The organism is Aequorivita nionensis (assembly GCF_046352995.1).
GTDB classification, from domain to species: domain Bacteria; phylum Bacteroidota; class Bacteroidia; order Flavobacteriales; family Flavobacteriaceae; genus Aequorivita; species Aequorivita nionensis.
In genome coordinates this window covers 612,929-635,459 of the sequence record NZ_CP130281.1, presented here as the reverse complement: position 1 = coordinate 635,459, position 22,531 = coordinate 612,929, and the positions used below count along the sequence as shown (strand labels likewise).

The window sequence follows — 22,531 nt, the reverse complement described above, 5'->3', positions numbered from 1 at the left end:
TATAGGATATGGCAAAGAATTTAGTGATAGTTGAGTCCCCGGCAAAAGCAAAAACCATTGAAAAATTTCTTGGGAAAGATTTCAAGGTTTCCTCCAGTTTTGGGCACATTGCAGATCTTCCGTCCAAGGAATTGGGCGTGGATGTTGAAGGGGATTTCACACCTAAATATATAGTGAGCAGTGATAAGAAAAAGCTGGTGGCAGAGTTGAAGGCACTTTCCAAAAATGCTGATATGGTTTGGCTGGCTAGTGATGAGGACCGGGAAGGGGAAGCCATTGCGTGGCATTTGGCAGAAGAGTTGAAGCTGGACAAAAACAAAACAAAACGTATTGTTTTTCACGAAATTACAAAAACCGCCATTTTAAAAGCGATTGAAAACCCACGCCAAATAGATTATAATTTGGTAAACGCCCAACAAGCACGTCGTGTGCTCGACCGTTTGGTGGGTTATGAGCTTTCACCGGTTCTTTGGAAAAAAGTGAAAGGCGGGCTTTCCGCAGGTCGAGTGCAATCGGTTGCAGTGCGATTGATTGTGGAACGCGAAAGAGAAATTGAAGCTTTCAAGCCGGTTGGTTCGTATAGAATTGATGCAGAGTTTACAACGCTTGAAGGCAGTAAATTCAAGGCAAAACTTCCAAAGAATTTTGATACGGAAGAAGAGGCACGCGAGTTTCTTCGAAAGAATTTGGGCGCTAATTATAAAATTTCAGATTTAACTAAGAAACCCGCCAGCAAATCTCCGGCGGCGCCATTTACAACCTCAACATTACAACAGGAAGCTGCGCGAAAGTTATATTTCTCAGTTGGGAAAACGATGACAATTGCACAGCGTCTTTACGAAGCTGGACTTATAACCTATATGCGTACCGATAGTGTGAATCTTTCTAACGACGCTAAAAATGCAGCACAGAAAGAAATTACTTCTTCCTACGGAAAAGAGTATAGCAAACCACGTGATTATAAGGGGAAAAGCAAAGGCGCACAGGAAGCGCACGAGGCAATCCGTCCTACAGATATGAGTCAGCACAATATTACCGGTGATCATGACCAAGCACGTTTGTATGATTTGATTTGGAAACGGACGCTGGCTTCGCAAATGAGCGATGCGCAATTGGAACGCACTAATGTGAAGATTGACGTGCTTTCAAAAGAAAAAGTTGCAGAGCATTTTACTGCAAATGGTGAAATGATAAAATTTGACGGTTTCCTAAAAGTCTATTTGGAAGGAACCGATTTTGAGGAAGAAGAGCAAGAAGGAATGCTGCCGAATATGAAAAATGGCGATTCACTTGAAAATAATTACATCACCGCAACCGAACGCTTTACGCGTCCGCCGTATCGTTTTACGGAAGCTTCGTTGGTAAAACAGTTGGAAGAGCTTGGTATTGGTCGACCGTCAACCTATGCGCCCACTATTTCTACCATTATTAGCAGAAATTATGTTGAAAAGGGAACTGTGGAAGGCGTGGAGCGAAAATATCTTCAGCTTACGCTTCAAAAGGAAAGCATAAAAGATAAAACCTTGACTGAAACCGTTGGTTCAGATAAAGGAAAATTGGTGCCCACGGATATCGGGATGATAGTAAACGACTTTTTGGTAGAACATTTTGAGAATATTCTCGATTACAATTTCACCGCAAAAGTTGAGCAGGATTTTGACGACATTGCCGAAGGAAAAGAGGAGTGGACAAAGATGATGAAGGATTTCTACGGAAAATTCCATCCGCGGGTAGAACATGTTGAAGAAAATGCTGACCGCGAAAGCGGCGAACGTATTCTTGGCGAAGACCCAGAAACAGGAAAAACCGTTTTGGTTCGCCTTGGTAAATACGGCCCCATGGCACAGATTGGAGCGCCGGACGATGAAGAAAAGAAATTCGCCAGCCTTCGTCCAGACCAGCAACTGCATTTAGTTACTTTTGAGGAAGTGATGGATCTGTTCAAACTTCCAAAGACTTTAGGTGTTTATGACAACGAAGAAGTTGAGGTTAATAACGGCCGTTTTGGTCCTTATGTTCGTTTCGGAAAAACTTTTATTTCACTTCCAAAAGGAATGGATCCTCTTGATGTGGATATGGCCTTTGCGAAAGAGTTAATTGAAGAAAAGAAAAAAGCTGACGCTCCTATATATATGTATGAGGATCTGCCAGTTCAAAAAGGAGTTGGGCGTTTTGGACCCTTTATAAAATGGAACAATATGTTCATCAACGTGAACAAAAAGTATGATTTTGATAATCTTTCCAATGAAGATATTGAAGAGTTGATTGAAGACAAAAAACAAAAGGAAATTGATAAGCTAATCAACGAATGGCCCGAAGAGAAAATTCGCATCGAGAAAGCACGTTGGGGGCGTTTCAATCTTATAAAAGGAAAAACAAAAGTGGAATTGCCAAAAGGCACTGAGGCCGATAAAATAACTTTGGAAGAAGCAAAAGATTTGCTTGAAAAGAAAAGTCCGAAGAAGAAAACCGCTGCAAAAAAGAAAACCACAACTAAGAAAAAAGCTACAGCCAAGAAAAAATAATGATAGAGTTTTTATCCCCAGTTTCAAAAAAAGTATTGGCCCATAGAGAAGTTTTGCCATTTGGAACTTTGGGAAAACAGATTGATGTTCATGCCAAATCAGGAGAATTACCAGATTTAAAAAACGTTAAGTTTGCAATTCTTGGAATTAAGGAAAACCGAGCCGATGTTAATTTCATTGGAGCTGAGATTTCATTTGATGCATATAGAAAAGCTTTATATTCTTTATATCCCGGCAACTGGAATTATAAAATAATTGACCTTGGCGATATTGAAAAAGGTGAAACGGCCGAAGATACTCGCTTTGCTGCTAAAGAAGTTACAGCTGCGCTTCTCAAAAAAAATATTACTCCGCTCATTTTTGGGGGTAGTCAGGATATGGCCTATGCGCAGTACCGTGCCTATGATGGAATAGGTGAAATGGTTAATATAGTAAATATTGACAACCGCTTTGACCTTGGAAATGCTGAATTGCCAATCTCAAATAAATCATACGTAGGGAAAATGGTTGTGGACAAACCCTACAATCTGTTTAATTATAGTGTTTTGGGGTACCAATCTTTTTTCAACGCGCCACAAGAGATTGCATTGATGGATAAATTGTTTTTTGATGCATATAGATTAGGTGAAGTTTGTGCAGATATTACTGTGGTTGAACCAATAATGAGAGATGCTGATATGGTAACATTAGATGTTACCGCAATAAAAAGCGCAGAATTAAGTTATAAAAGCAATGACAGCCCTAATGGTTTTGACGGTCGTGAAATTTGTGCTATTTCTCGATATGCAGGCATTAGCAATAAAATAAAATCTTTCGGCGTTTACGAATTAAGCGATTTTATTGAAAGTAAAAGCGGCGCAATGCTAATAGCGCAGATATTTTGGTATTTTGTTGAAGGATTCAATTTTAGAGTAGAAGATGATGATTTTGATAATGAAAAACTCTTTACAACATATAAAGTTCCAATAGAAGATGAGGTATTGGAATTCAAAAAGAGCAATAAAACAGAGCGATGGTGGATTCTTTTGCCATTTATTTCAAATGTTAATAATAAATTAAAACGTAGAACGTTATTACCTTGCACTTATGGCGAATATTTGGGTGCATGCAATCAGGAAATTCCTGAGCGGTGGTTAAAAGCCCGCCACAAAAATGAAGTATAATCAAACAAGACAAGTAAAAATCAGGGATCAATGGTTTTTCAAAAAAAAATTGTTTTTTTGAAATTTTATAGATAGGTTTACGCCCTTGAATCTCGAAATTTAACCTAAATACCTATGAAGAAGTTTATTGCATTAACTGCGATCGTTGCCTTTTTGTTCAGTTGTAACTCCGGAGACCGGGGAGAACTGGTTGGGGCAAAAGGTAAAAAATGGTATCCTCAAAAGCCTTACGGAATGACGCTTATCCCAGGTGGATCTTTCATCATGGGTAAAAGTGATGACGATTTTGTTGCCGTAAATGATGCGCCAACAAAGACCGTGACGGTTCGTTCGTTCTATATGGATGAAACCGAAATTACAAATGCTGAGTACCGTCAATTTGTGAATTGGGTGCGTGATTCTACAGTAAGATTGCGTCTTGCTATTATGGCTGATGAAGTTGGAGCGACTCCAGGAGATGGTGGTGTAGGTGAATTTGCATTCGTTGATCAAGAAAACGAAGAAATGACACCTTATCAGCAATATATGTATGATAATTATTTCGGTATGGGTGAAGATTACTATGCTGGAAGAAAATTGAACGACAAAGTTGATTTAATTTGGGATACGGCTGAATATCCAGATGAGTATTATTCTGAAGTAATGGATACAATGTATATTCCAACGGAGGAAGCATACAACGGACAGAGAACAATTGATGTTAGCAAATTGAATTTCCAATATACATACATGGATATTGAATCTGCAGCAAGAGATAAGACTAAGAGGCGAAAAGATTTCATCAAAAAAGAAGAGTTGAATATCTATCCAGATACTACTGTTTGGATTAAGGATTTTAACTATTCATATAATGAGCCAATGCACAACGATTACTTTTGGCACGAAGCTTATGGTGATTATCCTGTTGTTGGTGTAACTTGGAAACAGGCAAAAGCATTCTGTGCTTGGAGAACTTTATATAAGAACTCATACCAAAAATCAAAAAAACAAAATTTTGTAAACTCATTCCGTCTTCCTGGTGAAGCAGAATGGGAATATGCCGCACGCGGTGGTCTGGAATCAGCAACTTATCCTTGGGGTGGGCCTTACGCTAAAAACGACCGTGGTTGCTTTATGGCAAACTTTAAACCACTACGTGGTGATTATGCTGCAGATCAAGCGTTATATACTGTTGAGGCCAAATCTTATGAGCCCAATGATTTTAACCTTTACAATATGTCTGGAAATGTATCGGAATGGGTGGCTTCTTCTTATGATCCCGCTTCTTATGATTACACTTCTACAATGAACCCTAATGTGAATGATCCAAATAACATGAGAAAGGTAGTTCGTGGTGGTTCATGGAAAGACGTGGCTTATTTTCTTCAGGTAAGTACTCGTGACTATGAATATGCAGATTCTGCAAGAAGCTATATTGGCTTTAGGACTGTGCAGGATTATATGGGTACTGATGTTACACTTAATGATAAATTTGGTGACGCACGCTAACCTATTGAAATTAAACCAAATCAACTTTAAATATTTAACCTTAACTAAACACCTCAATTAAAAAACTAATTAATTATGGCACAATCAAGATCATCAAAAAAACTATTTAACATGGCCTACGGCCTTGGGGCATCCATCGTAATTTTAGGAGCACTTTTCAAAATTCTTCACTGGGAGCTAGGTCCTTTAAACGGAGGTATTCTTTTAGCAGTAGGACTTATCACTGAGGCAATTATTTTCGCAATCTCTGCTTTCGAGCCTGTAGATGACGATTTGGATTGGTCTTTGGTTTACCCTGAATTGGCTGGTGGTGCAATGCAGGACAGAAAGAAAAAAGAGCCAGAAGATGCACAAGGACTTTTGTCTAAAAAATTAGATGAAATGCTTAAAGAAGCGCGTATCGATTCAGAATTAATGAATAGTCTTTCTACAAGCATCCGTTCTTTTGAAGGTGCTACCAAAAGCATGGCTCCTACTGCAGAAGCTATGAACTCTACTAAAAAATATAGCGAAGAAATGGCGCTTGCAGCAGCTCAAATGGATTCATTAAACAGCTTGTACAAAGTACAGATTGAGTCAACCAGCCGTCAAGCAGAGGCAAACCAGGCCGTTGCTGAAAATGCGGAACAATTAAAGCAACAGATGCAGCATTTGGCTACTAACCTTTCTTCATTGAATGGAGTTTATGGAGGTATGCTTTCTGCAATGACTAATAGAAACTAAGATAGGTTTTCACCTTAATTATTAATCTTTAAAAAAGAATAAAAATGGCAGGAGGAAAACTATCCCCAAGGCAGAAGATGATTAACCTGATGTATCTGGTTTTCATCGCGATGCTTGCATTAAACATGTCCAAAGAAGTATTATCGGCTTTTGGATTACTGAATGAGAAAATAACTGATGCCAACGTGGCAACTTCACAGCGAAACACCGCTTTTATGGAAGGTTTAGCAGTTAAAGCCAACGATGAGCCTGCACAGTATGCTGCAGTAAAGGCAAAAGCTGATGAGGTATCAAAGATTTCTGATGAACTTGATGCGTATATAACCACACTTAAATCTGCATCTATTGAGAAAATTGAAGACCCAACAGATTACGAAGTGATGGATAAACCAGACTACTTTAATAATTTATTCTTTACGGGAGATAATTATAAGCCAGGAGGCCAAGAGTTTTTAGATAAAATGAATAAATATCGTGAAGATATGATGACTGTTTTATCTGATACTGCTCTCGCTAAAGTTGCAGGTATTGCAGAAATCAAGAAATCTATTGAAGCTAATTTTTCTACTGCAGAAGTTGCTAACCGTGATGGCAAAAAAGTAGCTTGGTTAAACTATAACTATGAAGGTTTCCCTTTAGTAGCATCATTGACCAAAATGACCCAGATTCAGGCAGATATTAAAACAACAAAAAGTGAATTATTGCAACGTATGCTTGCAGGACAGCAAGCAGCTGCGTTATCATTCGATAACTATTCAACATTGTTGGAAACTTCAAAATCTGCATATTATTCAGGTGAAAAATTTGATGGAGCTATTGTATTAGGAAGAACTGATGAAAGCACCAAGCCAAAAAGAGCTGAATTAACATTAGATGGCAGAAAACTTGTTGAGGGTACTGATTATACCTTTGAAGGTGGTAAAGTAAAAATGAATGTAAATGCCGGAGCGCCCGGAGATCATAAAATTGAAGGAATTCTTTTCTATGGTGAAGGAGGTGAAGAGACTGAAGTAGAGGTTAATCGCCAATTTGCTACAATTTCATTGCCAAATTCAGCGGTAATTGCTGCAGACAAAATGAACGTTGTTTACCGAGGTGTAGACAACCCGATGACAGTATCCATTCCTGGAATACCGGACAATAAGGTGAACGCTTCAGCTGCAGGTCTTTCAAGAGTTTCTGGAAGCAAATATGTAATGCGTCCTGGTGCTGGAAGAACTGTTATGATTTCGGCAACTGGAACATTGCCTGATGGCAAACCAGTAGGTTCAAAATCTGAATTCCGTATTAAAGATATTCCACCACCAGTAGGAGCTATCCGTGGTGAAACAGGAATTGTACGTATGGAACGTGGAGGTCTTGAGATTTCAACTGTTTCTGCGATATTGCAGGATTTTGATTTCGAATTGAATATAAATGTAACTGGATTTAGTTTTAAAGTTTCGGGACAACCAACAGTTAAGGTAAACGGAACAAGATTAGATGCAGCTGCAAAAGGTGCTTTAAGAAGAGCACAGCGTGGTGATGCAGTTCAAATTTTTGATATAAATGCAAACCTTGCAGGAAATTCAGGTTATAAATTGAAAAAGATTTCTCCTGTAATTATTGAATTGACAAACTAATATTTGTATATAAACCCCTATCGGTATGAATTTTAAAAATGTTGTTTTATTTGTTTTTGGACTAGGTGCTGTTACTGCTGCTAATGCGCAGTTAAACATCCTTAATGCCAAAACTCCTGAGGAGATAGGCAAAAAGACCGAAGCGCAGATTGCCTATGATAATGATGAGCCGTTGCCATATGGCTACACAGATGATCGCGATGTGTTGTGGTCCAAAACAACTTGGGAAATAATTGACCTTGATGAAAGAGTCAACTTTCCTTTGTATTACCCTATAGATACAAACAACATTGGCGCAGACAGACGTTCACTTTATGATGTTTTGGTAAAAAACATTAAAAACGGAAAGATTGAAAGCGTTTACGTAGATTCATACTTCACTGAAAAACGTACCTTAAAGGACATTGAAGCTTCTTTGGTTTATAGTGATACTACCGATTTGGGTATTGAGCAATACAACGCCGAAGGGATTGTTGATGAACAATATGTTCGTAAATTTTCACTGGATGCAGGAGATATTGAAGAATGGCACATTAGAGGCTATTGGTATTTAGACAAGCGCCAAGGCGAATTAAAATACCGTATGTTGGGTATTTGTCCAGTAGCAAATGAAGCACGTTCCAAAGCATTCCCTGATGATGGTATTGATTCAAAAGTTGAACTCTTTTGGATTTGGTTTCCAGGAGCCCGCGAAGTTTTACACGAGGCAAAGGCATTTAATAGAAAAAATACCTCGCAACCAATTTCGTACGATCATTTGTTGAATTCAAGACGCTTTAATGCTGTTATTTATAAAGAAGATAACGTTCAGGGCGATAGAGATGTTAAAAATTATATTAATGACAATGCGCTTATGCAATTGTTGGAGTCTGATCGTATCAAAGAACAGATTCGTAATATTGAAATAGATTTGTGGAATTATTAATTAGTTAATAAAGCCATAATTTGAAGAAAAACCCTTCACGTTCCATATAGGAAACTGAAGGGTTTTTTATTATAAAATTGATGATTGAAAAAGATTATATAATTGTTGGGCTCGGCATTGCGGGTATCAGTTTGTGCGAGCAACTTCATCTGCACGGCAAAAGCTTTGTCGTGATTGATAACGGGCTAGAAGGGTCAACGGCTAAATCTGGTGGCGTTTTTAATCCAACCGTTCTTAAGCGCTTTACAGTAGCTTGGAATGCTTCAGTGTTTTTCCCTTACGCAGTAAAGTTTTATGCTGAACTTTCTGAAAAACTTAATCTTGAAATATTTACAGAAACGCCAATCTTAAGAATTTTCAAAAGTGTGGAAGAACAGAATAATTGGTCAGTGGCGAGCGATAAAAGAGAATTGCAAAAATTTCTTTCCACAGAATTCTTAAAGAACACAAACACATCAGTCGATGCTCCCTTTGGTTTTGGAAAAGTTCTGGGTTCTGCTCAAATACATACGGCCAATTTACTTTCAGAATACCGCAATTATTTAGAGCACAAAGACATTTTGCTATCGGAAAATTTTCACTATGATTCCATTCAGCAGAAAGAGAACAGTGTGGTTTACAAAAATATTTCAGCTAAAAAGATCATTTTTACAGAAGGTGCTAAAGTGATTGACAATCCTTTTTTCCCGAAACAGGCTATCATAGCAAACAAAGGTGAATACATTATTATAAAAGCTCCAGATTTGCATTTAAAGGAGCTTTTAAAAGGTCCAGTGTATATTATCCCAATAGGAAACCATCAATACAAAGTGGGTGCAACTTACAGCCGAGATGACTATTGCACAAACCCAACTGAAGCTTCGAAAGAGGAAATTCTTTCGAAGTTGAATACATTTATCAATTGTCCTTTTGAAATAATCGGTCAAACCGCAGGAGTACGGCCTACTACCAAAGATCACAGGCCTTTATTGGGTAGTTTAGCAGAAAATCCAAACCTTGTTTTCTTCAATGGCCTAGGTTCACGCGGGTTTTTGATGGCCCCTTTGCTTTCAGAAATTCTTTTGAATTTTTTGGAAGATAAAGAGTCCCTTCCTCAAGAAATGGACATTCAAAGGATGGTAATGTAAATTCTGAAATTTTAAGACTTTGCCTTATTTTTATCGTACTTAACAAAAAAGTTTATCCAAATATTCCTGGAAACTCTAACAATAGGAGGAAATAAGATAATCAAGGTTAAAATAATGACGAGAAAAGTATAATTTCTGTCCAACCCAATAAAAAAGTAAGAAATGATAAATGCGGCAACAGCAATTGCCACTCCAACGCCGTAGCTAACATACATTGCTCCGAAAAAGAATGAAGGCTCAATTTTAAATTTTTTACCGCAATGGCTACAATGGTCGTGCATTTTCATGATTTTGGAAATTTTGTAAGGATTGTTTTCCAAATACATTTCGCCTTCATGACATACGGGGCAAGTTCCCGTAAAAATACTGTAGAGTTTAGAGCCTTTAAGTAATTGCATTACCAGTTTTTTTAGCACAACAAAAATAAGCATCTTTGCAAAAATTTTAGCCCTTTTAAATGGTCAATATCCACAATCTTTCAGTTTCCTTTCAAGGCGACTATTTGTTCGAAAAAATAACTTTTCAGCTAAAACCGGGCGATCGGGTTGGTTTGGTTGGTAAAAATGGTGCGGGCAAGTCAACGCTTTTGAAAATTATTGCAGGCGAGCAGGAATATGACACTGGTCAAATAGCGACTGATAAGGAAATTTCAATAGGTTTTTTAAAGCAGGATATTGATTTTGAAAAAGGAAGAACCGTTTTAGAAGAATCCTATGAAGCTTTCACAGAGATAAAAAGACTCGAAAAACAACTTGCCGAAATAAATACCCAACTAGCGGAGCGCACCGATTATGAAAGTGATAGTTATCATCAATTGATGGTAGATTTAAACGAGGTGCAGCACCAATACGAAATTCATGGAGGTTACAACTACCAAGGAGAAACTGAACGAATTTTGCAGGGTTTGGGTTTTCAACGGGAAGATTTCACAAAACTTACCGAAACCTTTTCAGGAGGTTGGCGTATGCGTATTGAACTTGCAAAACTATTGCTCCAAAACAATGATATTCTATTGTTGGATGAGCCAACGAACCATTTGGATATTGAATCCATACTTTGGCTGGAGGAATTTTTAAAAGGCTACGCTGGCGCTGTTGTGATCGTTTCCCACGATAAAATGTTTTTAGATAATGTAACGAACCGTACAATTGAAATTTCGCTTGGAAAGATTTATGATTTCAACAAGCCTTATACACAATATTTAGTGCTTCGGAATGAATTGCGCCAGCAGCAATTGGCTTCGCAAAAAAACCAACAAAAACAAATTGAGCAGACCGAAAAGCTGATTGATAAATTTCGCGCAAAAGCCAGTAAGGCCACAATGGCGCAATCGCTTATAAAAAAGCTCGACAAAATAGACAGAATAGAAGTTGATGAAGACGACAACAGTGTAATGACACTGCGTTTTCCCGTTTCAATCACTCCGGGGAAGGTAGTGATTGAGGCCGAAAATATTTCAAAAAACTACGGACCGAAAAATGTTTTGAAAGACGTAGATCTTTTGGTAGATCGCGATAGCAAAATTGCTTTTGTTGGCCAAAACGGGCAGGGAAAATCTACTTTGGCAAAAATTATTGTTGGTGAAATAGAATACAGCGGAAAACTAGCTTTGGGACATAATGTGCAGATAGGCTACTTTGCCCAAAATCAAGCCGATTATCTGGATGGCAGCAAAACAGTGCTGGACACTATGATTGATGCTGCCAATGAAAAAAACCGAAGCCGTGTGCGCGATATTTTGGGCTCCTTCCTTTTTCGTGGCGATGAAGTTGAAAAATTTGTTCGCGTACTGAGTGGTGGTGAGCGAAACCGTTTAGCGTTGGCAAAACTATTGTTACAGCCCTTCAATGTTCTGGTTATGGATGAGCCCACAAACCACCTCGACATAAAATCCAAAAATGTCCTGAAAGATGCTTTGAAGAGCTTTGAGGGAACCTTGCTTTTGGTTTCCCACGATCGTGATTTTCTTCAAGGGTTGACCAATAAGGTTTACGAATTCAAAGACCATCACATTAAAGAATATTTGGGTGATATTAATTATTTCCTTGAAGAGCGAAATCTTCAAAACCTTCGCGAAGCTGAAAAACGAACCGTTGTTTCCGAAGTAAAGGAAAAGAGAAGTGCCGGTGAGGAGTATGAAATTCAGAAAAAACTGAAATCTGCCAAAAACAAATTAAGCAATGTGGAATCTTCCATTTCTTCCTTAGAAAAAGAAATTGCAAATATTGACACTGAATTGCTTATAAATTATGAAGAAACCATTGCTAAGCCTCACTTTTTTGATAAGTATCAAGAAAAGAAAAAAAAGTTGAAAAAGTTGATGGAAGAGTGGGAAGTACTCCAGGAAACTGTGGAATCTCTTTCCTAAATTAATTTTTAAAATAGTTAATCGTGTACGAACATTTTTTTCAATGTCCCCATTGCTGGGAAGAAATATCGATGCTGCTGGATTCTTTTGTTCAGCATCAAAAATATATAGAGGACTGTGAAATTTGTTGCAACCCAATCGAGCTTGATGTAACTTTTCAAGATGGTGAACTTATTGGTTTTTCAACGAACAGTATTGGTTAGTATGTTTTTATTTTATAATTTTATAGGTGCAAATTAAACAAAACTCCCCTATGCTCTCCTCTTTTTCACTTGCCGATAATATTATAGGATTTATTGTTGATGGCCCCTATGATGATCTTGCGGTTGAAAGAATACAGAAACAGGTGAAAGAAAAGTTAGAAACTTTTGACAAGTTAAATTTGTATATTGAAGATACCGTAAATGCAGATATTTCTTTAAAAGCAGTTGTGAAAAGCGTACCCTTTAAACTTAAAACAGGGAATCGTTTTGAAAAAGTTGCAGTGGTTACAGACCGAAAATGGCTCCAAGTTGTTAGTAATCTAGAGAAGTTGTTTTTTAGCGCAGAGATTAGAATTTTTTCAGGTGAACAGCGGTTGGAAGCTATTCAGTGGATAAGTCATTAATTCACTATTTTTACTTCAAAGCATAGTTTTAACGAGAGCATTTTTTACACTGATCCATAAAAAGTTAAAGACAGATTTTGTTTTGTCTCGAGTAGCCTGTGCTGTGTTTTCACGATAATAATCGTCATTTTTTTTACTGTTTTTTGATATAAATATATCTGTTATTGCAGAAAGAAATTCATTCTTCTTTTTTCCATCTTTTTGGAGTACGGTAATTTTAAAATCTGAATAATTTATTTTTAAATCTGTTTTTGAGTTTTCGCTATTTCCATCAATGGTAAAATATGTTTTGTTGGTATGGCCTTCTAGCTTCACTTTTAAATTTGGCTGGGTAAAACTGTTCATTCTGTCTGCGTCAAGCGGTCCTACTTCTGCTTTAAAAATAAATTGGTCATTTTTATTTTGAACATCAAAAGTCCATTCCGCAGAAATGGGAGTTTTGTCCATAAAATCGGCAGTGATTTTTAGATTGGTATTTTCAGGGCTATTATACGTATTGCTTACATTTGAAATGGCCACATTCATATTTTTGAAATTTATGGAGCCACCCATGTTTTCTTGTTTTTCCCTTTCTTCGTAAATTATTTTAGCGTCAGAAATTTTTAGGGAATCCACAGTTAATTCAAAAGGCAGGTCGCGTAGCATTTTACTGTAGAGCGGTTTTATTTTTGGATCATCGGCTACCAGTTTATCTCTGTAAATTTCCAGGGAAGGATGGGCTAAGGTAACTTGTTTGCTTTTCGCGAAAAACCGATTCTGTTTAAAACCAAAGTCAAACCCATCAATTGAAAGTGATTCCAAAGAAAGATCGTAATGGTCCCGCTCCTTTGGTATAATTCTGGAAAGTTCTTTTTTGGAATATTTTGTTTTAAGTTTTAGATTTTTAAAAAGGGCATTCCCATTTTCAATTGAAAGGTCTTCAACGGTTAGATTTTCATATGGGCTTACCTTAACAAAAACAGTATCGCTTTTAGCCTCAAAATCTTTATATTCAAAAGGAATTTTTTGAAGAACGGTTCCGTTATCAACTTTTACTTCGTTCACTTCAAGGGTAAATCCCGCAGAATAAATCTTTAAGGAATCTTCCCCTTTTTCATAAATAGCCAACTTAGTGTTTTTTATATGAACACGATTTACAGTGATCGGTTTATATATTCGTGCTACTGCTTGACGAACAGTATCTTTTGAGCGCTTAAGCTTGTCTTCAAAATAAACAATTTTTGGATTTTCAAGCGAAATAGCCTCAACGTGAATTTCATCATTCAGCAAATAGTCCCAATAACTTATGTCTGAAATTTTTAGTTTTTCAACATTTATAAAAGTGTGATTAATGCCATCTTCTTTATTTTTGATGGTTAATGAAGCATTTGTGACAAGAAGTGAACCGCCAAAAGATTCAACAGTAATATCGTCATAAGAGCGAACCATGTTTTCCGGAAGCCTTTCCTGAATAAATTTTTCGAGCTTGTTTTTTAATATACTATTTATAGAAATTGTAGCTATAATAAATAGTGCTCCAAAGGTGAGCAGTATGTAAGCAATCTTTCTCAGATTTTTGTTCATAGTTTAAAGATAGTTAAAGAGGATGATGCAAAAGAAATTTTGACTAATACATTTCAAAAAATAATGATATCTAGCTTGCGGGGTTTAAAATCCTTTGTATCTTTGCAGTCCAATATTTCTATCGGCATTATGAACCGAAAGTTGAAAGCTAAAGATGAAATATTGAAAATCCACATCGCGGGATAGAGCAGTAGGTAGCTCGTCGGGCTCATAACCCGAAGGTCACAGGTTCGAGTCCTGTTCCCGCTACTAAATTTTCTCCAAAAGGCCGACTTTTTAAGTCGGCCTTTTTTATTGAAGTTCTATTTTTAAAAATAGAAAGAAATCTATTTAATTCACTTTTTCGAAAAATGCTTTCTAGTTTAGCTCTAAGACCTCTTAAAATGGATTGTTTTCTTAAAATTTTCTTTGTTAAAGTAAGGATTTCATTATATAATTTATGAAAATTCTTACAGGAAATTAAAAAAAAAAGCGGAAAGTGTGTAGTTGACCGATAAACTGTATCCGTTTGGCTAATAGTACATTTCTTTTCATTTTTAATAGAAATCACTACTCTATCTTTTTTTATCTTTGAAGCGTCAAGTAGTTGTTATGGTTTAATAACGGCGAAAGATAGTTGCTCCCCAAATTTTTTTTATCCCCTAAGATAAAAACATTGCGCGCCCTAGCAATGATTGATTACAATTGTATCCCTACAGATTAAATTTTAAAAATTAACAACAAACCAATTTGTATTACATTTTCTTCTAATTCATGATGTTTTAAAGATTTAATGTTATGGATTACTTATCTTATTTTTTTTCGGATGTATATTATTTGGGGATTTTCGCTTTAATAATTTCTTTCATATTGGCTTTAAAAATGTTCCCTGCAATTATTTGCCTTGCAAATGAAAAGGATCTTATGGCCGTTCCGGAAACTCGTAGCATGCATACCAAAAAAACTCCAAACCTAGGAGGTGTGGGGATTTTTATTGCATTTTCACTATCAATAATGATATTGGGAGGTTTAAAAAGTTTTGAACATTTTCAAATTGGGCAACTTTTGCTTTTATTGGCTGCTATCACCATAATGTTTTTTTTAGGTGTAAAAGATGACTTAATAGGAATATCACCAAAGAAAAAATTTCTAGGTCAGGCAATGGCCGCAGCTCTTGTTATCCTAGTTACGGATGTGAGGATAAATAATTTGGATGGGCTTTTTGGAATTTGGGAACTACCCTATATAATCTCAATTTTGATTTCATTACTCGTTTTTGTTTTTATAATTAATGCATTCAATCTTATAGATGGAATAGACGGTTTGGCTGGTACTATCGCAATTATAGCAAGTTCTGTATTTGGTTTTTTCTTTATGTTTCAAGGAAATATCCTCTTAATGTTGGTGTCTTTTATTTTGGTTGGCGCTTTATTGGCATTTTTGAGATTTAATTTTTCTGAAGAGAACAAATTATTTATGGGAGATTCTGGCTCTTTATTCATAGGCTTTTTATTGACCTATCAAAGTATTAGCTTTTTGGGAATGAATACAACCGAATCACTTTGGTTTGCTATACCAAACAAACCTGTATTAATATTGGCAATTTTATCATTTCCAATTTTGGATACCCTTCGTGTTTTTATAATTAGAGTTAGACAAAAACGCAATCCTTTTAGTGCAGACAGAAATCATATCCATCACCGTTTAATGGATTTGGGACTCTCACACAAGCAGGGTACTCTAGTAGTAGGGCTGGCAAATGTACTTGTTATAGTATTGGCATTCTTAATTAGAGATTTTAATATTAACATTCAATTTATAATAATTTCTACAATAGTACCCATATTGGGTCTGCTACCATGTATGCTGGCGCGGGAACAAGGCAGAATAAAACTTCACGTACCCAAGCTAAGCAGGGCATAAAATTCAAAAAGACTATAGGCCAGACTTCCCTATGGGCCATACTATTCAATCACAAAATTTAATTGTAAGATTACATTGGGCTATTTTTATAAGTTAAATTTAGTCTCTACATTTATGAATTAATTAAATAAAATATTTTGAAAGATAAAGTAGCATTTATTACTGGAGTAACAGGACAGGATGGGGCTTATTTAAGTGAACTTCTATTAAAAAAAGGATATGTTGTGCATGGTTTAAAACGACGATCATCGCTATTGAATACAGATAGGGTGGATCATTTATACCAAGATCCACACATACAGCACCGTAATTTTATTTTGCATTATGGCGATATGACGGACAGTACAAACCTTATACGCCTAATTCAATCAATCCAACCAGACGAAATATACAACTTAGCTGCAATGAGTCACGTGCAGGTTTCTTTTGAAGTGCCTGAATATACTGCAAATGCAGATGGTATTGGTACTTTACGGATTTTGGACGCTGTGAGATTGCTTGGAATGGAAAAGAAAACACGAATTTATCAGGCCTCCACTTCTGAATTATATGGAAAAGTACAGGAGGTGCCGCAGTCTGAAACCACTCCCTTTTACCCACGTAGTCCATATGCCGTCGCAAAAATGTATGCATATTGGATTACGGTCAACTATCGCGAAGCTTATGGAATGTTTGCTTGCAACGGAATATTGTTCAATCACGAGTCTCCAATTCGTGGTGAAACGTTCGTAACCCGAAAAATTACCAGAGCCGTCTCCAGAATTGCTTTGGGATTACAGGATATACTTTATTTAGGAAATCTTGACGCACAGCGAGATTGGGGCCATGCCAAGGATTATGTGAAAATGATGTGGATGATACTTCAAACAGATGAACCGGAAGATTGGGTAATTGCAACTGGCAAAACTACAGCGGTACGTGATTTTGTACGTATGGCTTTTGCAGAAATTGATATTGAACTGGAATTTAAAGGAAAAGGAGAAACCGAAAAAGCCTTCGTCAAAGAGTGTAGAAACCCAGAGTATCAATTGCCAATAGGAAAACAAGTGCTTCAAGTGGATCCCAAATATTTTAGACCTACAGAAGTGGATTTGCTAATTGGCGATCCCACAAAGGCTAAAACAAAATTAGGGTGGGAAGCCACTTATGATCTTCCTATGCTAATAAAAGAAATGATGGAAAGCGATTTAAAGTTGATGAAAAAAGATCAATACCTTAAAAAAGGAGGCTTTACCACTCTTAACTATTACGAATAACATGCAGAAAGATTCAAAAATTTATGTAGCTGGACATCGTGGTATGGTTGGCGCAGCTGTATGGCGTGCACTTTTGGCGGAAGGTTTTACAAATCTTATTGGTAAAACCAGTAAAGAACTCGATTTAAAAGACCAGAAATCTGTAAATTATTTCTTTCAAAAAGAAGAACCTCAAGTGGTTATTGATGCGGCTGCCAGGGTTGGTGGCATATTGGCTAACAACAATTTTCCATATCCGTTTTTAATGGAGAACCTTCAGATTCAAAATAATCTTATAGATGCAGCACAACATAATAATGTGCAAAAATTTATATTTCTGGGCAGTTCGTGTATATATCCCAAACTAGCTCCCCAGCCTTTAAAGGAAGAATATTTATTAACGGGACCCTTGGAGCCAACCAATGAGTGGTATGCAATTGCTAAAATTGCGGGTGTAAAAGCCTGTGAAGCAATTCGGAAGCAATTCGGTAAGGACTATGTGAGTTTAATGCCCACCAATCTTTATGGCCCTTTTGATAATTTCGATTTAGAAACTTCCCACGTGCTACCTGCAATGATTCGTAAGTTCCATGAAGCAAAAAATAATAATCATGCAGATGTGAAATTATGGGGTAGTGGTACGCCAATGCGCGAGTTTTTACATGTAGATGATCTAGCGAAGGCGGTTGTTTTTTCAGTAAAGAACACATTGCCTGAAAATCTATACAATGTAGGTACAGGAAGTGATGTAACCATAAAGCAATTAGCGGAAATTATACAAAAAACAGTTGGCCATAAAGGTGAAATAATTTGGGATAGTTCAAAACCAGATGGCACACCACGTAAATTAATGGATAGTTCTAAAATGAATGCTGTGGGCTGGAATTCAGAAATTGTATTGGACAAAGGAATTGAAAATACGTACCAATGGTTTTTAGATAATCAGGAAGATTTGAAAGAAGTCAAATTGTAAATAAAATTCGCATAGCCAAACCCAAGAAAGATGAACAACTTGGATCGTGACATTTGTCTAGTGTATAAACAAATAAAAGAGTCAGTTATAATAAAGAAAAACAAACTTTTTAATTAACGAAACACTAAATGCAGGATGAAGACAAAAACAAATAGCTTATCGCTATCAAACTTTATCTCTAATGAGATTCAATCATTGAAAAAAACATCTATAAAAAGTTTATTGTTCATTTTCTTTTTGGCAGTTATAGTTCTTGTTGGTATTGCAACAATTAGCCAGGTTTATCATGTTCCATTCACTAAGTTGACAAGTGATCCAACTGCCATTGCAGGAATTAATCCATTATCTGGAGTACTTTCGAATCTGGGTGTTGTTTTATGGTGTGCTGCCACATCTTGTTGTGTATTAACGGCTATGATATTCCGATCTATTGGATCAAAAAAGTTATACTCATTCTTTTTATATTCCTCTTTTTTATCAGCATTTTTAATGTTTGATGATCTATTTCAATTTCATGAAGATTTAAGCGCAGAAATTGGATTGAATCAAAAAGTAATTTATGTATTGCTGGGTACAGCTGTTATTACATATCTGGTCTATTTTAGAAAAATACTGCTTCAAACAAATATTATTCCTTTTTTGATAGCTTTATTATTTCTGTTTGTTTCTGTTTTTACAGATACAATTGTTTACAAGGTTTTTGGAAGTCAACTTGGTGATTGGCTATATTTAATTGAGGATGGGGCTAAATGGATTGGTATTGTATTCTGGTGCTACTATTTTCTTTATACTTCTTTTCAACTTATTACAAAAAATACCGATGTGAATAATGCTGCCAATTAATTAATTGTTTTTGAATCACTATTTAATTTATGCATTGTAATTGAGAGAATTAATAAATAAAATACAGACCAATCTTGGAATTCAGAGTGCTCGGTCTAAGAATATTTCAAAACACGTTTTTTGGTCTTTTCTTTATAAGAGTGGAAGTATAATTGCAAATTTTATATTGGTGCCATTGACCATAAAATTTTTGGACAATGAAAATTATGGAGTTTGGTTAACTTTAAGTTCCTTTATTGCTTGGTTCACCTTTTTTGATATAGGCCTTGGCCATGGTTTGCGTAACAAATTTGCCGAAGCCAGAGCCAATAATGATTTAGAATCTGCAAAAGGCTATGTGAGTACTGCCTATTTTACCATTGGCGCAATATGTGTAATTTTTGTGTTTCTTTCCCTTTTGATAAGTTTTAATGTGGATTGGACTAAAATTTTCAATACATCAAATGCGCTTTATGGACAATTGGAATTGTTGATGCCAATTGTTTTTGCTTGTTTTGGTCTAAGGCTTATTTTCACATTAATTACTTCTATTTATACTGCAGATCAGCACCATTCTATGCAGGGAAAAATAAGTTTTATTATTGCCGTTGGTTCTTTGGTTCTAATTTGGCTGCTCACCAAAACTTCTAAAAGTTCTCTTTTTATGTTTGGAGCAATATTTTCATTGTTTCCGGTTTTAATATTATTTATTCTGAATTTGTATGCTTTCTCAACCAAATTCAAACAATTTAAACCGAAATGGCGCAATGTAAAAAGAGAATATTTTAAAAGCATATTTGGGTTAGGACTTTCCTTTTTCGTCATCCAGATTTCGGTTATTGTAATGTTTTCCACAGATAACTTTATTATAACACAACTCTTCAGTCCAGCAGAAGTGGTGCCTTATAATATTGCATATAAGTACATGGGTATTTCATCAATGGTCTTTACCATGGTTTTGGTTCCTTATTGGTCCAGTATAACGGTGGCTTACGTGAAAGAAGAGTTTGATTGGATTAAAAATGCAATGAAAAATCTTATAAAATTTGCAATCATAGCAGTAATTTTAATAGTAATTATGGTTTTAATAGCGCCTTATATTTACAAGATATGGATAGGCGATCTAGTTGAAGTTCCTGTTGTTTTAACCGTCTGTATGGCCACTTACTTTGCGATAACCGTGCTGTATGCACCTTTCAATTATTTTATTAATGGCATAGGGAAAATAAAATTGCACATGTATTCCTTTGCTATTGGAGCCTTGATAAACATTCCGCTTTCAATATTTTTGGTTAAATACACTACTTTGGGGGTAGAAGGGGTGATAATAGCTACAATTATTTGCATCTTGCCTAATCTTATAATCTTTCCAATGCAATACTTAAAACTGATTAACAACACTGCAACGGGAATTTGGGATAAGTAGGATATAAAACAATGGGATTATGAAAGAATAGAATGAATTTACCAAAGAAGAAAATAACTGTCTATTTATATACTTTCTTGTTTGCTGCAATGAGTGGAAATCCTCTTTTCAGTATTTCGGGAGATACTTCTAAATATATTTTTATTGCTTTTGTTCTCTTACTTGTAGCGAAACATCACACCTATTTTAATCTCAACAAAGGGATTATTTATTATAGATTTTTTGTTTTTTATGCGCTTATATTTCTCTTTCAAAAATTAATTTTGGGCTATGTCTCTTTCCCAAGTACCATTGCTTTTATGGCAAGAATAACCTTGGGTTATATTATAATTAGACATGTGGGGCACAATTTCAAGTATGCTTTTTTTCAGATCATGTTCTTTGTTAGTCTTATAAGCCTTTTTGGGTTTATGTGGAATTTCTTAGGGAAAAACATTCCATACATATATTATACACCACCAATAGATATATATTCCGATAATTCCGGAAGGAATATAATTTTTTTCCACCAGCACGGCGTTGGAGGAAGAAATTCAGGTATGTTTTGGGAGCCGGGGGCCTTTGCCTGCTATATTTGCCTAACTTTTCTTTTTTACCTAGGTAATATAAGAACCTTGCTAAAGCTGCACAAATGGAAAGTTATCATTCTCCTTTTAGCCTTAATAACAACGTATAGCACTACAGGTTATATCGTACTATTTATAATTGGGATAGCAACTATTTATATTGAATATAAAAAAAAATATGGGGCTTTTGTATTGCCCATTTTAATAACCTTCGGGCTCATCGCTTACATTACCTATGAAAATACAGAATTCATGAAAGAAAAAATGGACCATCAGGTAGCTGCAGCCTCACAAAGAGATGAAGGCGAATTTGCCCCAGACAGAATGAGTGCGCTTCTTTTTGACCTTCACTATATTGGAAAACACCCCTTAATAGGCAATGGATATCATGTTTCAACACGGTTTGCCGATCATCCATCATTGCAAAAAGAAATACTTGGTCATGGTAATGGCTTTAGTGATTTTCTTGCCTCTATGGGAATCTTGAGCTTTTTGTTTTATCTTTTTTATATTGTTCGCTACAATAAAAACCACCCTGTTATATTTGTTGTTTCTATAATTTTCTTGCTTCAGGGTGAACCCTTGTTGAATTATCCCCTATTTCTATGTTTACCCTTTGTATTTATTTATGATGAGAACAATCGCCGTACTGTTAACCTGCCACAATAGGAAACAAAAAACCTTGCAGTGCCTTCAAACACTGTTTAAAGCTGATGTGCCCGAAAACCTGGAAATGGATTTTTTCCTGGTAGATGACGGTTGTACAGATGGCACGGGCAAAGCCGTAACCAATATTTATCCAGAAATTAATATCGTTTTGGGGAACGGCAACTTGTTTTGGGCGGGCGGAATGCGGCTAGCTTTTAATGAAGCAAAAAAAAATAAGGATTATGATGGATATCTACTTCTAAATGACGATGTGGAATTAACGAAGGACTTTCTTTTAAAAATCATTAAAACCCAAGAATATTGCTTCAAAAAATATAATAAAGGAGGATTATATTCTGGCTCAACCAAGGAAAGAAGATCTGGTAAGATTTCTTATGGCGGCAATGTGCTAACCAAAGGAATTAATTCCCCGTCTTATAAATTAGTACAGCCTTCTGAAACACCACAGCCTTGTCACCTTACCAATGCAAACGTGCTATATGTGGAAAAAGAAGTGATAGATACAATTGGTTTTTTTGATGAAAACTTCAGTCATGCTTTTGCAGATTACGATTTTTCACTGCGAGCTTTTAAAGCTGGTTTTCCTGTTTACATCACACCAGGTTACTGCGGTTATTGTAAAGATGACCATGGAAATAATTGGAGTAGTTCAAGAAAACTCAAAAACCGAATTGCATACCTAAAAAGCCCAACAGGTTTGGCGTACAAAGAATATCTGTATTACGGAAGAAACCATTTCCCAAAACAGGTTCCAAAAATGTTTGTGAAATTGTGGGCAAAAACCCTATTCCCGGGCTTATGGGATTTAAAAAACAAATAACTTTTTT

19 protein-coding genes and 1 tRNA gene are annotated in these 22,531 nt (G+C 36.0%); 18 read left to right on the top strand and 2 right to left on the bottom strand.

All coding sequences use genetic code 11. From position 1 onward, the window contains the following. Positions 1-8 precede the first annotated feature (8 nt). The 7 genes from topA (at position 9) to Q2U82_RS02870 (ending at position 9,573) form a co-directional block, all read left to right on the top strand. Positions 9-2,525 (top strand): type I DNA topoisomerase, encoded by a 2,517-nt coding sequence (gene topA, locus Q2U82_RS02900; protein WP_410006230.1) that lies wholly within the window; start codon positions 9-11, stop codon positions 2,523-2,525. Next, complete coding sequence (locus Q2U82_RS02895; protein WP_410006229.1) at positions 2,525-3,688, top strand: formimidoylglutamase; 1,164 nt, start codon at positions 2,525-2,527, stop codon at positions 3,686-3,688. The genes topA and Q2U82_RS02895 overlap by 1 nt, the downstream gene beginning before the upstream one ends. A 114-nt stretch (positions 3,689-3,802) precedes the next feature. Continuing rightward, on the top strand, positions 3,803-5,176 hold the full coding sequence (gene gldK, locus Q2U82_RS02890; protein ID WP_410006228.1) for a gliding motility lipoprotein GldK: 1,374 nt from the start codon (positions 3,803-3,805) through the stop codon (positions 5,174-5,176). Between the two features lie 75 nt (positions 5,177-5,251). Further along, positions 5,252-5,899 carry a gliding motility protein GldL gene (gldL, locus tag Q2U82_RS02885; RefSeq protein WP_410006227.1) on the top strand — a complete coding sequence of 216 codons (648 nt, stop codon included), beginning with the start codon at positions 5,252-5,254 and terminating at the stop codon, positions 5,897-5,899. Between the two features lie 44 nt (positions 5,900-5,943). Continuing rightward, complete coding sequence (gene gldM / locus Q2U82_RS02880; protein WP_410006226.1) at positions 5,944-7,521, top strand: gliding motility protein GldM; 1,578 nt, start codon at positions 5,944-5,946, stop codon at positions 7,519-7,521. Positions 7,522-7,546: 25 nt separating this feature from the next. Beyond that, on the top strand, positions 7,547-8,446 hold the full coding sequence (gene gldN, locus Q2U82_RS02875) for a gliding motility protein GldN (protein ID WP_410006225.1): 900 nt from the start codon (positions 7,547-7,549) through the stop codon (positions 8,444-8,446). A gap of 80 nt (positions 8,447-8,526) precedes the next feature. Continuing rightward, positions 8,527-9,573 (top strand): NAD(P)/FAD-dependent oxidoreductase, encoded by a 1,047-nt coding sequence (locus Q2U82_RS02870; RefSeq protein ID WP_410006224.1) that lies wholly within the window; start codon positions 8,527-8,529, stop codon positions 9,571-9,573. An 11-nt stretch (positions 9,574-9,584) separates the two neighbouring features. Here Q2U82_RS02870 and Q2U82_RS02865 read toward each other — a convergent pair whose 3' ends face one another. Continuing rightward, entirely contained in the window at positions 9,585-9,971 is a 387-nt protein-coding gene (locus Q2U82_RS02865) for a DUF983 domain-containing protein (RefSeq protein ID WP_410006223.1), read from the bottom strand. A 59-nt stretch (positions 9,972-10,030) separates the two neighbouring features. Between Q2U82_RS02865 and Q2U82_RS02860 the strand changes: the two genes are divergently transcribed. The 3 genes from Q2U82_RS02860 to Q2U82_RS02850 are packed head-to-tail and all read left to right on the top strand — an operon-like array spanning position 10,031 to position 12,548. Beyond that, on the top strand, positions 10,031-11,941 hold the full coding sequence (locus Q2U82_RS02860; RefSeq protein WP_410006222.1) for an ABC-F family ATP-binding cassette domain-containing protein: 1,911 nt from the start codon (positions 10,031-10,033) through the stop codon (positions 11,939-11,941). 23 nt (positions 11,942-11,964) lie between these two features. After that, positions 11,965-12,144, top strand: coding sequence for a CPXCG motif-containing cysteine-rich protein (locus Q2U82_RS02855; protein WP_410006221.1), 180 nt, complete (start codon positions 11,965-11,967; stop codon positions 12,142-12,144). Between the two features lie 50 nt (positions 12,145-12,194). Then, positions 12,195-12,548 (top strand): STAS/SEC14 domain-containing protein, encoded by a 354-nt coding sequence (locus Q2U82_RS02850; protein WP_410006220.1) that lies wholly within the window; start codon positions 12,195-12,197, stop codon positions 12,546-12,548. A gap of 15 nt (positions 12,549-12,563) precedes the next feature. Here Q2U82_RS02850 and Q2U82_RS02845 read toward each other — a convergent pair whose 3' ends face one another. After that, positions 12,564-14,111 (bottom strand): hypothetical protein, encoded by a 1,548-nt coding sequence (locus tag Q2U82_RS02845; RefSeq protein ID WP_410006219.1) that lies wholly within the window; start codon positions 14,109-14,111, stop codon positions 12,564-12,566. Between the two features lie 176 nt (positions 14,112-14,287). On the opposite strand from Q2U82_RS02845, the gene Q2U82_RS02840 reads away from it, so the two are divergent. The 8 genes from Q2U82_RS02840 (at position 14,288) to Q2U82_RS02805 (ending at position 22,524) form a co-directional block, all read left to right on the top strand. Beyond that, a tRNA-Met gene (locus tag Q2U82_RS02840) sits at positions 14,288-14,360 on the top strand. A gap of 528 nt (positions 14,361-14,888) precedes the next feature. Further along, a complete protein-coding gene (locus tag Q2U82_RS02835) occupies positions 14,889-16,013 on the top strand; it encodes an MraY family glycosyltransferase (RefSeq protein WP_410006218.1) in 1,125 nt (374 codons plus the stop codon). Between the two features lie 137 nt (positions 16,014-16,150). Next, positions 16,151-17,269, top strand: coding sequence for a GDP-mannose 4,6-dehydratase (gmd, locus tag Q2U82_RS02830; protein WP_410006217.1), 1,119 nt, complete (start codon positions 16,151-16,153; stop codon positions 17,267-17,269). Position 17,270: 1 nt separating this feature from the next. Beyond that, entirely contained in the window at positions 17,271-18,221 is a 951-nt protein-coding gene (locus Q2U82_RS02825; protein ID WP_410006216.1) for a GDP-L-fucose synthase family protein, read from the top strand. Positions 18,222-18,356: 135 nt separating this feature from the next. Beyond that, positions 18,357-19,064: a hypothetical protein gene (locus Q2U82_RS02820; protein ID WP_410006215.1), complete on the top strand. Its 708-nt coding sequence runs from the start codon at positions 18,357-18,359 to the stop codon at positions 19,062-19,064. Positions 19,065-19,104: 40 nt separating this feature from the next. Further along, positions 19,105-20,469 carry a lipopolysaccharide biosynthesis protein gene (locus Q2U82_RS02815; protein ID WP_410006214.1) on the top strand — a complete coding sequence of 455 codons (1,365 nt, stop codon included), beginning with the start codon at positions 19,105-19,107 and terminating at the stop codon, positions 20,467-20,469. Positions 20,470-20,501: 32 nt separating this feature from the next. Continuing rightward, complete coding sequence (locus tag Q2U82_RS02810; protein ID WP_410006213.1) at positions 20,502-21,704, top strand: O-antigen ligase family protein; 1,203 nt, start codon at positions 20,502-20,504, stop codon at positions 21,702-21,704. Further along, positions 21,664-22,524, top strand: a complete 861-nt coding sequence (locus tag Q2U82_RS02805; protein ID WP_410006212.1) for a glycosyltransferase family 2 protein — start codon at positions 21,664-21,666, stop codon at positions 22,522-22,524. The genes Q2U82_RS02810 and Q2U82_RS02805 overlap by 41 nt, the downstream gene beginning before the upstream one ends. The last annotated feature ends 7 nt before the right edge of the window (positions 22,525-22,531 follow it).